This is a genomic window from Pseudomonas nunensis, assembly GCF_024296925.1.
GTDB lineage: Bacteria > Pseudomonadota > Gammaproteobacteria > Pseudomonadales > Pseudomonadaceae > Aquipseudomonas > Aquipseudomonas nunensis.
The window spans coordinates 374738-386972 of the sequence record NZ_CP101125.1 but is presented as its reverse complement, the minus strand read 5'-3'; the positions used below and the strand labels follow the sequence as shown (position 1 = coordinate 386972).

Below are 12235 nucleotides of genomic sequence, written 5' to 3'. Positions count from 1 at the left end.
CATCAACCAAACGATAATTCCTCTTATTCAATTTCCCCCGCCCTGTTAGACTTTGCGCCCTTGTTTTGCTCGTCTTTCAGGAAACCTGATGCCGTCGTTGCCTCTTCGTTGGTGCACCCTGTTCATGGCCCTGGGCCTGAGTGCCTGCGATGACGCCCCGCGTTTTACCCAGGCCGAACCCGGTGAAGCGCGGTCCGGTGGCAGCGCGACGGTGCGCAAGACCGATCAGAACGCGTTTTCCCTGCCCTCGGCCAATCTGCCGCCGTCACGTCGGGTGGACTTCAGCGTCGGCAACAGCTTTTTCCGCAGCCCCTGGGTGATCGCCCCGTCGACCACCACCGCCCGGGATGGCCTCGGCCCATTATTCAACACCAACGCTTGCCAGAACTGCCACATCAAGGACGGTCGCGGTCATCCGCCGACGCCGGATGCCAATAACGCGGTGTCGATGCTGGTGCGCCTGTCGATTCCCGACGCACCGGCCTACGCAAAGGTCATCGAGCAGCTGGGCGTGGTCCCCGAGCCGGTCTACGGCGGCCAGTTGCAGGACATGTCGGTGCCCGGCGTCGCGCCGGAAGGCAAGGTCCGGGTCGACTACACGCCCGTGCCGATTCGTTTCAAGGACGGCACCGAAGTCGAGCTGCGCAAACCGACCTTGCAAATCACGCAACTGGGCTACGGCCCGATGCACCCCGACACCCGTTTCTCGGCACGGGTTGCACCGCCGATGATCGGCCTGGGCCTGCTCGAAGCGATCCCCGACGAAGCGATCCTGGCCAATGCCGAGGCCCAGGCCAAAGAAAAGAACGGCATCGCCGGACGCCCGAACAAGGTCTGGGATGACGCCCAGCAAAAAACCGTCCTCGGCCGCTTCGGCTGGAAGGCCGGGCAGCCCAACCTCAATCAACAGAATGTTCACGCGTTCTCGGGTGACATGGGCCTGACCACCAGCCTGCGACCTTTCGATGACTGCACCGACGCGCAAACAGCCTGCAAGCAAGCGCCCAACGGCAATGGCCCGAACGGCGAGCAGGAAGTCAGCGACAACATTCTGCGACTGGTGCTGTTTTACAGCCGTAACCTCGCCGTCCCGGCCCGCCGCGATGTCGGCACGCCGCAAGTGCTGGCGGGCAAGAATCTGTTTTTCCAGGCGGGATGTCAGTCCTGTCACACGCCGAAATACACCACCGCCGCTAACGCCGCCGAGCCTGAACTGGCCAATCAAGTGATTCGCCCCTACAGCGATCTGCTGCTACATGACATGGGCGACGGCCTGGCGGATAACCGCAGCGAATTCCAGGCCAGTGGCCGCGACTGGCGCACTCCGCCGTTGTGGGGCATCGGTCTGACGCAAGCGGTCAGTGGCCACACCCAGTTTTTGCACGATGGCCGCGCCCGCAACCTGCTTGAAGCCGTGCTCTGGCATGGCGGCGAAGCGAGCGCGGCGCAGCAACAGGTTTTGTCTTTCAATGCCGAGCAGCGCAGTGCGTTGCTGGCGTTTTTGAATTCTCTCTAAGCACTTAAAAGAATCGGGAGCCCGACATGTTCCGTCCCAAATTGTTGTTCACCAGCCTTGCAGCGCTCGCCCTCGGCGCCTGTTCGCCGCAGGATCCGCAAGCCGTCACCTCGGCGGCCATCGCCAAGCAAGTGATCCTGCCGACCTACAGCCGCTGGGTCGAAGCCGACCGCCAACTGGCCGTCAGCGCCCTCGCCTATTGCCAGGGCAAAGAAGACCTGGACACCGCCCGCGCCGACTTCCTGCACGCGCAGAAAGCCTGGGCCGAGCTGCAACCGTTGCTGATCGGGCCGCTGGCCGAGGGCAACCGTGCGTGGCAGGTGCAGTTCTGGCCGGACAAGAAAAACCTCGTCGGCCGTCAGGTCGAGCAACTGGTCACCGCCCAGCCGCAGATCGATGCCGCAGCGCTGGCCAAATCAAGCGTGGTGGTTCAGGGCCTGTCGGCCTACGAATACATCCTGTTCGACAGCAAGATCGACATGGCCGATGCCACCCAGAAAGCTAAGTACTGCCCGCTGCTGACCGCCATCGGCGAACGTCAGAAGCAACTGGCCGAAGAGATCCTGTCGCGCTGGAACACCAACGACGGCATGCTCGCGCAGATGAGCAAATTCCCGAACCAGCGCTACGCCGATTCCCACGAAGCGATCGCCGATCTGCTGCGGGTTCAGGTTACGGCGCTGGACACCCTGAAGAAAAAACTCGGCACGCCGATGGGTCGCCAGACCAAGGGTATTCCACAGCCGTTCCAGGCTGATGCGTGGCGCAGCCAGTCGTCGCTACAAGGTCTGGAAGCCAGCCTGGCCGCGGCGAAAACCGTCTGGGTCGGGGTCGACAACAAAGGCCTGCGCGGTCTGTTGCCGAGCGATCAGAAACCGTTGGCCGACAAGATCGACGCTGCCTACGCCGCCTCGCTCAAACTGTTCGCCAGCAACCAGCGCTCGCTGACCGAAATGCTCAACGACGATGCCGGTCGCCAGCAACTCAACGATATCTACGACAGCCTCAACGTCGTCCATCGCCTGCACGAAGGCGAACTGGCCAAGGCGCTGGGCATCCAACTGGGCTTCAACGCCAACGACGGTGACTGATGAGGGCGAGTGCCATGCTGCGACGTCAGGCTCTGACTTTAGGTAGTTTGCTGCTGGGAGCAGTGACACTGGGCGGCTGGACGCTGTTCAAGCGCAAGGATCAGAGCCCGCTGCTGCTGTCGGCGCGGGACGATACCGACGGCAAGCATTACGCTGTCGGTTATCGGCTGGACGGCACCCGGGTGTTCGCCACCCAGGTAGGCCAGCGTTGCCACGACATCATCAATCACCCGACGCTGGCGATTGCGCTGTTTGTCGCGCGGCGTCCGGGCACCGAAAGTTACCTGATCGACCTGCGCGACGGCACGCTGCTGCAAACCGTGACGTCGCAGCCGAACCGGCATTTCTATGGGCACGCGGTGATTCACAAGAACGGTGAGTTCTTGTACGCCACCGAGAATGACACCAGCGATCCGGGTCGCGGCTTGCTGGGTGTGTATAAGTTCGAAGGTGAGCGACTTATCCACAGCGGCGAAATTCCTACCCACGGCGTCGGCCCGCATCAGGTGTCGTGGATGCCCGACGGCGAAACTCTGGTGGTGGCCAACGGCGGGATTCGTACCGAGGCCGAAAGCCGGGTCGAGATGAACCTGAACGCGATGGAGCCGAGCCTGGTGCTGATGCAGCGCGACGGCACCTTGTTGAGCAAGGAAACCCTCGGCCAACAGATGAACAGCGTGCGTCATCTGGGGGTTGCCAGCGACGGCACTATCCTCGCCAGCCAGCAATTCATGGGGCCGTCCCATGAGTCGTCGGAGTTGCTGGCGATCAAACGCCCGGGCCAGCCGTTCGTGGCGTTCCCGGTGCCGGAACATCAGTTGCAGGCCATGGGGCATTACACCGCCAGTGTCGCGGTGCACAGCGAGCTGCGGCTGGTCGCGTTGACCGCGCCACGCGGTAATCGCTTTTTCATCTGGGACCTGGACAGCGGCGAAGTGCGCCTGGATGCGCCGTTGCCGGATTGCGCCGGGGTCGGTGCGGTGGCGGACGGGTTCGTCGTGACCTCGGGCCAGGGTCGTTGCCGGTACTACGATTGCCGTCAGACAGATCTGGTTGCAAAACCGCTGGAGCTGCCGGCGGGGCTTTGGGATAACCACCTGCACCTCATTTGATTCCCCCCTAAGTGTTGGACTCAACCTGTGGCGAGGGGGCTTGCCCCCGTTGGGCCGCGAAGCGTCCCCAAAACTTGCGATTGCGGTGTCACAGGCACACCGCGTGCAATGGTTTGACGACTGCTTCGCAGCCGAACGGGGGCAAGCCCCCTCGCCACAGGTTTTGTGTACGCCGTATTACTATCTGTAATAAGTGGCAGTTGGATTCCCCTTCCCACTCGGAGTAATGTTCCCGCCTGTCTCGCCTGATTTTCTCCAAGGAAGTGGAAATATGCTGCGTCGCCGCATGCTGATCATGTTGGGTGTTGTGTTGCTGATCGTGCTGGCCCTGGGCGGTTACAAGGCCTTTTCGATTTACACGATGATCCAGGGTTTTTCCAAGCCGAAACCGCCCATCAGCGTGGCCGTGGCCACGGCTTCCGAACAGCCGTGGCAAATGCGCTTGCCCACCGTTGGCACGCTCAAGGCGTTGCAAGGGGTGAACCTGAGCCTGGAGATTTCGGGCACGGTCAAGGACCTGATGTTCGAGTCGGGGCAGAAGGTCAAGGCCGGACAACCGCTGCTGCAACTGGACAGCGCCGTCGAAAGCGCCCTGCTCGAAACCGCCCAGGCTGACCTTGGTCTGGCGCAGCTGGATTTCGGTCGCGGCAGTCAATTGGTCGACAGTCGGGCGATCTCCAAAGGCGAGTACGACCGGCTTTCGGCGCAACTGCAAAAGAACAAGGCTACGGTCAATCAGCTCAAGGCGTCCCTGGCGAAGAAACGCATCCTCGCGCCCTTCAGCGGCACCATCGGCATTCGTCAGGTGGACGTCGGCGACTACCTCGCCAGCGGCACGATGATCGCGACCCTGCAAGACCTCAGCAGCCTCTATGTCGACTTCTTCCTGCCCGAGCAATCGGTGCCCAAGATCGCTCTCGGCCAACCCGTGCAGGTCATCGTCTCGGCCTACCCGACGCAGAAATTCCCCGGCACCATCAGCGCGATCAACCCGAAGGTCGAGAACAGCACCCGCAACATCCTGGTCCGCGCCACGCTGGCGAATCCGGATGGCAAGTTGTTGCCGGGCATGTTCGCCAGCCTGCAAGTCATGCTGCCGGACCCGCAACAGCATATCGTCGTACCGGAAAGCGCGATCACCTACACCCTCTACGGCAACTCGCTGTACGTGGTCGGGCAGAAGAAAGCCGAGGACGGCAGTGTCGAAAAAGACGACAAGGGCCAACCGATCCTGATCGCCGAACGACGCTTCATCGAAACCGGCGAACGCCGTGATGGCCTGGTGATGATCAACAAAGGCGTGCAGAGCGGCGAACAAGTGGTCACGGCCGGCCAGATCAAACTGGACAACGGCGCACACATTGCCATCAGCGACGACAAGACCCTGACCGATAAGAACAGTCAGCCACGTACTGACTGATCAAGGAATCCTCATGGCTTTTACCGATCCGTTCATCCGCCGCCCGGTGCTCGCCACCGTGGTCAGCCTGTTGATTGTGCTGCTGGGCTTCCAGGCCTGGAGCAAGCTGCCCCTGCGCCAATACCCGCAAATGGAAAACGCCCTGATCACGGTGACCACCGCCTACCCCGGGGCCAACGCCGAAACCATTCAGGGCTACATCACCCAACCGATGCAGCAGAGCCTGGCGAGTGCCGAGGGCATCGACTACATGACCTCGGTCAGTCGCCAGAACTTCTCGGTAATCTCGATCTACGCGCGCATCGGCTCCAACAGCGACCGCTTGTTCACCGAGCTGCTGGCCAAGGCCAACGAGGTCAAGAACAAGCTGCCCCAGGACGCCGAAGACCCGGTGCTGAGCAAGGAAGCCGCCGACGCCTCGGCGCTGATGTACATCAGCTTCTTCAGCAAGGAGCTGAACAACCCGCAGATCACCGACTACCTGTCCCGGGTCATCCAGCCAAAACTGGCGACATTGCCGGGCATGGCCGAAGCCGAGATTCTCGGCAACCAGGTGTTTGCCATGCGCCTGTGGCTCGACCCGGTGAAACTCGCCGGTTTTGGCTTGAGCGCCAGTGACGTGACCAACGCGGTGCGCCAGTACAACTTCCTGTCCGCGGCCGGCGAAGTGAAAGGCGAGTACGTGGTCACCAGCATCAATGCCAACACCGAACTCAAATCTGCCGAAGCTTTCGCCGCGATTCCGCTCAAGGTGTCGGGTGACAGCCGCGTATTGCTCAGCGATGTGGCGCGAGTCGAGATGGGCGCTGAAAACTACAACGCCATCAGTTCCTTCGGTGGCACGCCATCGGTGTACATCGGCATCAAGGCAACACCCGGCGCCAACCCGCTGGACGTGATCAGGGAAGTGCGCAAGATCATGCCGGAGCTGGAAGCCCAGTTGCCGCCCAACCTGAAAAGCGAAATCGCCTACGACGCCACGCTGTTTATCCAGGCCTCGATCAACGAGGTGATCAAGACCCTGTTCGAAGCGGTGCTGATCGTGATTGTCGTGGTGTTCCTGTTCCTCGGCGCCCTGCGCTCGGTGGTGATCCCGGTGGTGACCATCCCGCTGTCGATGATCGGCGTGATGTTCTTCATGCAGATGATGGGCTATTCGATCAACCTGCTGACCCTGCTGGCGATGGTGCTGGCCATCGGGCTGGTGGTGGACGATGCGATCGTGGTGGTGGAAAACATTCACCGGCACATCGAGGAAGGCAAGACACCGCTGGACGCGGCCCTTGAAGGCGCCCGGGAAATCGCCATGCCGGTGGTGTCCATGACCATCACCCTGGCGGCGGTGTATGCGCCGATTGGTTTCCTCACCGGGCTCACCGGGGCGTTGTTCAAGGAGTTTGCCCTGACGCTGGCCGGGGCGGTGGTGATCTCGGGCATTGTCGCCCTGACCCTGTCGCCGATGATGTGCGCCTTTTTGCTGCGCCACGATCAAAACCCCAGTGGCCTCGCCCATCGCCTGGACCTGATTTTCGAAAGCCTCAAGCGCCGCTACCAGAGCATGCTCCACGGCACGCTCAATACCCGGCCGGTGGTGCTGGTGTTCGCGGTGATCGTGCTGTGCCTGATCCCGGTGTTTCTCAAGTTCGCCAAGTCGGAACTGGCGCCTGACGAAGACCAGGGCATCATTTTCATGATGGCCAACGCGCCGCAGCCGACCAACCTCGATTACCTGAATGCCTACACCGACGAGTTCATCCAGATCTTCAAGGAGTTTCCCGAGTACTACTCCTCGTTCCAGATCAACGGTTTCAACGGCGTGCAATCGGGTATCGGCGGTTTCCTGCTCAAACCGTGGAACGAGCGCAGCCGCACGCAAATGCAGATCCTGCCCGAGGTCCAGGCCAGGCTGGGGAACATTCCCGGTTTGCAGATCTTCGGCTTCAACCTGCCGTCCTTGCCGGGCACCGGTGAAGGCTTGCCGTTCCAGTTCATCATCAATACCGCCAACGATTACGCATCGCTGCTGGACGTCGCGGACCGGGTGAAAAAGCGCGCGCTGGAGTCCGGCAAATTCGCCTTCGTCGATATCGACCTGGCGTTCGACAAACCGGAAGTCGTGGTGGATATCGACCGCGCCAAAGCGGCGCAGATGGGTGTGTCGATGCAGGACCTCGGCGGCACGCTGGCGACGCTGCTGGGTGAGGCGGAGATCAACCGGTTCACCATTGAAGGGCGCAGCTATAAGGTCATCGCCCAGGTTGAGCGGGCGTACCGGGATAACCCCGACTGGCTGAACAACTACTACGTCAAGAACACCGCTGGCGAACTGCTGCCCCTGTCGACCCTGATCACCGTCACCGACCGGGCACGACCACGGCAGTTGAACCAGTTCCAGCAACTCAACGCGGCGGCTGTGACCGGGTTCCCGCTGGTGAGCATGGGCGAGGCCATCGAAGTCGTGCGCCAGATCGCCCAGGAAGAAGCTCCGGCGGGTTTTGCCTTTGACTACGGTGGCACATCGCGACAATTCGTTCAGGAAGGCAGCGCGCTGTGGGTCACGTTTGCCTTGGCGTTGGCGATCATTTTCCTGGTACTGGCGGCGCAATTCGAAAGCTTCCGCGACCCGCTGGTGATCCTGGTCACCGTGCCGCTGTCGATCTGTGGCGCATTGATTCCGCTGTTCCTCGGTTGGTCGAGCATGAATATCTACACCCAGGTCGGGCTAGTGACGCTGATCGGGCTGATCAGCAAACACGGGATCCTGATCGTCGAGTTCGCCAATAAACTGCGCAAGGAAAAGGGTTTGACGCCCCGGGAAGCCGTGGAAGAAGCGGCGGCCATCCGCTTGCGGCCGGTATTGATGACCACCGCAGCCATGGTGTTTGGCATGGTGCCGCTGATTCTGGCGACGGGTGCGGGTGCGGTCAGCCGGTTCGACATCGGCACGGTGATCGCCACTGGGATGTCGATCGGGACGTTGTTTACCTTGTTCGTGTTGCCGTGCATCTACACGCTACTGGCCAAACCCGATAAACCCTGATGCACGCTAATCTCCTTGTGGGAGCGAGCCTGCTCGCGAAAGCGGTGTGTCATTCAGCGAAGATGCTGACTGACAGGGCCCCTTCGCGAGCAAGCCCGCTCCCACAGGGGTTTGGTGTTGTTGCTGAACATCAGGCAAAAAAAAGACCCCGCATCTGCGAGGCCTTTTATTTTGGCTTCAATCTGTTCAACTTTGCGGCCTCAATCCTTGTGATAGTCCGAACATGAACAGCAACAAGTCATGATCAGGTTGTGTCGCCACGGTTGCTTTGGCAACCCGTGGCAACGGGCAGTGAGCGTCACCGTTCACTGCACTGAGGACTTGCGTGCGGGGCTGCTCCCAAGCCGCCACCGCCAATGAAGCAACTGCCAAGGCTCCTATTAGAAACACACCTCGTGCAATTTCGAGTTTCATCGCTATAAACCCTTGATAGCGCTGCCAAACGCCGTCTCATAAAAATAGACCAGATTCTTCCAGTCTGTATCGCTGAACGACGAGTGGCGACGCAATTGCTTCATGTCATGGGCGGCAGCGCGCTGGGCAGTCAAACGCTGGCGGCATTTCTCCAGATCGATCAACGCCACTTCCACCGTGGCGGCCTCACCTTCGCCGGCGACCCGCACGAAAACGTGCTTGATGTAGATACAGCTGTGCTGCCAGCGGCCCTTGTGCATGCGGGCCAGATTCTCGGCCAGTTCCTTGAGGACACGCTCGTGAACCGCTTCGCCGTGACGTTCGCGACCGCCGCCCGCGTACCAGTGTTCGATTTCTTCGAAACCGTCCAGGGACTTGGTGACCAGCAAGGCACGCCATTTATGGACAGGGTCACGTTGGGCGCCGCAGAACACCATTTCCGGTACCCGCACACCCAGCGCCGTCAAACCGATCAGCGCATCACGCTCGCGCAACACCGTCGGCCGGCCGAAGGGGTGCAGCCAGCTGCGATAGATATGCCCGGTCTGACGCTTTGCATACAGCAGCTGTCCGTCGGTGCTCCTGACGCGCTGCACGCCACTTTCACCACCGCGACGAACGTTGGGTTCTTCTACCCATTCACCGCGCTGATTCCAGAAATAGTCGAAGCGGTCCTGAGGAGCGACTTCCGTTTCTGCTGCATATTGCACTGCCATCCTGTTACCTCTTGCGTAATACGTAAACCCGCCACATGGCATAGAGCGGTATGAAGTCCAGTTGTTCCTGAATGCGGAAACCCGCTTGTTCGAATTCCTTTTCAACCGTAACAGCCGGTAACACAAATCGATTTTGGTAACCTTCCTGCCCGCGTTTTTTCTCGGCGCGCTTGCGTTTCCAGGCCTTGAAGTTGCCGTCCACCCACAGCGAAAGAATCACGCTGTCACGGGTGACCCGCTCAAACTCACGCAAAATTGCCAGTCGATGCTCGGCTTCACCGATGTGATGGAGCAAACGCATGCAGAAAATGCTGTCGACGGCGTTATCAGGTAAAGCAATGTCGAATGCAGAAGTGTGCAAGGGTTGTACCCGTTTCACCACTTCGGCGGGTTGGGCCTGAGTGGCGATCTTCAGCATCGACTCGGAGTTGTCGGCTCCGATGATCACACGGTTGTGCTTTTGCGCCAGTAACGGCCAGAAACGCCCCGCGCCGCATGGCAAATCGAGGACCAGCCCAGGGTCACCCGCCAAGGTCAGAGCCTTGCGGGCCAGCTGTTCGTCACGCCAATGGGACAATCGACGGCCGAGACCATCCTGATGCTTGCGCAAATATCTTTGCGCATGTTGATCGTCGTACTTCTCGGAAAAATCCAGTTTGATCGGGCCTGCCATCATCAAAGTCTCCTGAATTGCTGATGACACCTACGTTAGGTAGCGCCGTGTCAGCGTCAGGTCATGACTTTGTGAAAACTTCGTTGAGTAAAACAGTGAAGTATTTCAACGTTTTACAGGGATCAGATAATAGCGCAGGGCCACCACGAAAAGATCGCAGGAATCGAAGGCTGCGATCTTTTTACGTTGTCAGACCCGAGGCTTACCCAACTCCACCTCAAAGCGGCAGCCATTGGGCTCCATGGTAGTGAGGCTGACGGTCCAGCCCTGGTTCTCGCAGATCCGCTGCACCAGTGACAGCCCCAGCCCCAGACCTTCGCCGCGCTTCTCGCTGCCCCGCACGAAAGGCTCGAACATCGCCTCGCGTTTCTCCTCGGGGATGCCGACACCGCTGTCCTCGACCATAAACCCGGTGTCGGTCAGTGTCAGGCGGATAAAGCCGATTTCAGTGTAGTGCAGCGCATTGCGCAGCAAGTTGCCCATCACCGCATGCAGCAGGGTTGCGTTGTAGCGGTTGTTCGATGGAATGCCCGGCTCGAAATTCAGCGCCAGGCCCTTGTACTCGATCGGCTCGCGCCAAAGACTGAGCAGCCCGTCGGCGACTTGGCTGATGGTCTGCTGTGGCGACATGCTGGCGTCTTCACGCTGGGCGCGGGCGAGCATCAGGAAGGTCTGTACCAGTTCGCGCATTTCCTCACAGGCCCGGGCGATACGCTCGACCTGGGCCCGACCGCGCTGGTCGATGCCAGGGTTTTCCAGCAGCAACTCGCAGGAGCTGGCCAGCACCATCAGCGGCGTGCGCAATTCATGGCTGACGTCACTGGTGAACAGACGTTCACGGGTCAACGCCTGGCGCAAACGGCCAAGGGTGGCGTCGAAGGCCACCGCCAGTTCGCCCACTTCGTCAGCCGCATAATCCGGCGCCAGTGGCGGCGCCAAACCCAATAACTGATCGCGATGCCGCACCTGACGGGCCAGTCGCACCACAGGCGCCATGACTTTGCGCGCCAGGATCCAGCCGAGAAATACTGCCAATGCCAGGCTCAGCACGAAGCCCACCAGCACCACGGCAAACAGCACGCGCTCACGCTCTTCGAAATCGCTCTGATCCTGCAACAGCACGTAGCGCCGACCATCGACGATTTCGACCATCGCGTGGTAGGACAGATTTTCGCGAAACACTTCGTGGAAACCGGAATCCAGATGACGCAGATCCTTGGGCAACTCGAAGTCCCCGGGCCCGCCGCTGAAATAAAACAGCTGATCCGGTTCCGGGCGATGGCTCCAGTCCGTGACGCTGTCCATCAGCAGCAGGCGTTGCAAGTCACCGCCCAGGCCTGCCGAAATCAGCTTCTCTTCCACCAGGTGCACGGTCGCCACGATACCCATGGCGAAGGCCCCTGCCACCAGTGCGCTCATCAGCGCAAAGGCGATGATGATCCGTTGAGCGAGGCTCTGCTTAAACTCCATCTCGGCCCTCGGCCAAGCGATAACCCACACCGTGCACGGTTTGCAGCAAAGGCTTGGCGAAAGGCTTGTCGATCACCTGGCGCAGTTGGTGAACGTGGCTGCGCAGGCTGTCGCTGTCCGGGCAATCATCGCCCCACAAGGCTTCTTCGAGGATCTCGCGGCGCAGCACGTGGGGGCTTTTCTGCATCAGCACCGCCAGCAATTTCAGGCCGACCGGGTTGAGCTTGAGCAAACGGCCTTCGCGAGTCACTTCCAGGGTATCGAGGTCGTAACTCAAGTCGCCGACCTGCAGCGCACGCCGACCGCCGCCCTGGGCACGACGCATCACCGCTTCGATACGCGCGGCCAGTTCGGACAACGCAAACGGCTTGATCAGGTAATCATCGGCGCCGGACTTGAAGCCCTGAAGCCGGTCATCCAGTTGATCCCGGGCCGTCAGCATGATCACCGGCGTATCACGGCGGGCGTCTTCACGCAGGCGTTTGCACAGGGTGTAGCCGTCGATGCCGGGCAGCATGATGTCGAGCACAATCAGGTCGTAATGCTCGGTGGCCGCCAGGTGCAATCCCGACAAGCCGTCCTGCGCGCAATCCACGGTGTAACCCTTAAGCCCCAGGTAATCCGCCAGATTGGCGAGGATATCGCGGTTGTCTTCAACCAATAAAATTCGCATGGGCACTCCTCCGTACACAGTAACGGCCATCTTCGGCTCGCGCAGCTTACGGCCAAGCTGAGCGCACGGCTAGGCCTGAAGAGCGCATCCATCCATTCGTTCAACCAATT

Annotated in this window: 10 protein-coding genes; 5 read left to right on the top strand and 5 right to left on the bottom strand. The window is 60.5% G+C overall.

The genetic code is table 11. From position 1 onward, the window contains the following. Positions 1-88 precede the first annotated feature (88 nt). From NK667_RS01810 to NK667_RS01790, 5 genes are all read left to right on the top strand, one after another. The gene (locus NK667_RS01810) at positions 89-1516 is read left to right on the top strand and encodes a di-heme oxidoreductase family protein (protein WP_054613686.1); all 1428 of its coding nucleotides are present in this window, start codon (positions 89-91) and stop codon (positions 1514-1516) included. 26 nt (positions 1517-1542) lie between these two features. Continuing rightward, positions 1543-2607, top strand: coding sequence for an imelysin family protein (locus NK667_RS01805; RefSeq protein ID WP_054613685.1), 1065 nt, complete (start codon positions 1543-1545; stop codon positions 2605-2607). A 14-nt stretch (positions 2608-2621) separates the two neighbouring features. Next, a complete protein-coding gene (locus tag NK667_RS01800; protein ID WP_054613684.1) occupies positions 2622-3719 on the top strand; it encodes a DUF1513 domain-containing protein in 1098 nt (365 codons plus the stop codon). 271 nt (positions 3720-3990) lie between these two features. After that, positions 3991-5139 carry an efflux RND transporter periplasmic adaptor subunit gene (locus tag NK667_RS01795; protein WP_054045147.1) on the top strand — a complete coding sequence of 383 codons (1149 nt, stop codon included), beginning with the start codon at positions 3991-3993 and terminating at the stop codon, positions 5137-5139. Positions 5140-5152: 13 nt separating this feature from the next. Next, the gene (locus NK667_RS01790) at positions 5153-8179 is read left to right on the top strand and encodes a multidrug efflux RND transporter permease subunit (protein WP_054613683.1); all 3027 of its coding nucleotides are present in this window, start codon (positions 5153-5155) and stop codon (positions 8177-8179) included. A 186-nt stretch (positions 8180-8365) separates the two neighbouring features. Here NK667_RS01790 and NK667_RS01785 read toward each other — a convergent pair whose 3' ends face one another. The 5 genes from NK667_RS01785 to colR form a co-directional block, all read right to left on the bottom strand. Next, a complete protein-coding gene (locus NK667_RS01785; protein ID WP_083471270.1) occupies positions 8366-8593 on the bottom strand; it encodes a hypothetical protein in 228 nt (75 codons plus the stop codon). A 2-nt stretch (positions 8594-8595) separates the two neighbouring features. Then, entirely contained in the window at positions 8596-9309 is a 714-nt protein-coding gene (locus NK667_RS01780; RefSeq protein WP_054613682.1) for a lipopolysaccharide kinase InaA family protein, read from the bottom strand. A gap of 4 nt (positions 9310-9313) precedes the next feature. Continuing rightward, entirely contained in the window at positions 9314-9982 is a 669-nt protein-coding gene (locus NK667_RS01775; protein WP_054614066.1) for a class I SAM-dependent methyltransferase, read from the bottom strand. 189 nt (positions 9983-10171) lie between these two features. After that, the gene (locus NK667_RS01770) at positions 10172-11452 is read right to left on the bottom strand and encodes a sensor histidine kinase (RefSeq protein ID WP_054613681.1); all 1281 of its coding nucleotides are present in this window, start codon (positions 11450-11452) and stop codon (positions 10172-10174) included. Beyond that, the gene (gene colR / locus NK667_RS01765; protein WP_054045155.1) at positions 11442-12125 is read right to left on the bottom strand and encodes a two-component system response regulator ColR; all 684 of its coding nucleotides are present in this window, start codon (positions 12123-12125) and stop codon (positions 11442-11444) included. The genes NK667_RS01770 and colR overlap by 11 nt, the downstream gene beginning before the upstream one ends. Between the last annotated feature and the right edge of the window lie 110 nt (positions 12126-12235).

Coding starts and splice junctions, on each gene's coding strand:
- NK667_RS01810 (WP_054613686.1), top strand. CDS start 89: ATGCCGTCGTTGCCTCTTCGTTGGTGCACCCTGTTCATGGCCCTGGGC.
- NK667_RS01770 (WP_054613681.1), bottom strand. CDS start 11,452: ATGGAGTTTAAGCAGAGCCTCGCTCAACGGATCATCATCGCCTTTGCG.
- NK667_RS01795 (WP_054045147.1), top strand. CDS start 3,991: ATGCTGCGTCGCCGCATGCTGATCATGTTGGGTGTTGTGTTGCTGATC.
- NK667_RS01790 (WP_054613683.1), top strand. CDS start 5,153: ATGGCTTTTACCGATCCGTTCATCCGCCGCCCGGTGCTCGCCACCGTG.
- NK667_RS01780 (WP_054613682.1), bottom strand. CDS start 9,309: ATGGCAGTGCAATATGCAGCAGAAACGGAAGTCGCTCCTCAGGACCGC.
- NK667_RS01785 (WP_083471270.1), bottom strand. CDS start 8,593: ATGAAACTCGAAATTGCACGAGGTGTGTTTCTAATAGGAGCCTTGGCA.
- NK667_RS01775 (WP_054614066.1), bottom strand. CDS start 9,982: ATGGCAGGCCCGATCAAACTGGATTTTTCCGAGAAGTACGACGATCAA.
- colR (WP_054045155.1), bottom strand. CDS start 12,125: ATGCGAATTTTATTGGTTGAAGACAACCGCGATATCCTCGCCAATCTG.
- NK667_RS01800 (WP_054613684.1), top strand. CDS start 2,622: ATGCTGCGACGTCAGGCTCTGACTTTAGGTAGTTTGCTGCTGGGAGCA.
- NK667_RS01805 (WP_054613685.1), top strand. CDS start 1,543: ATGTTCCGTCCCAAATTGTTGTTCACCAGCCTTGCAGCGCTCGCCCTC.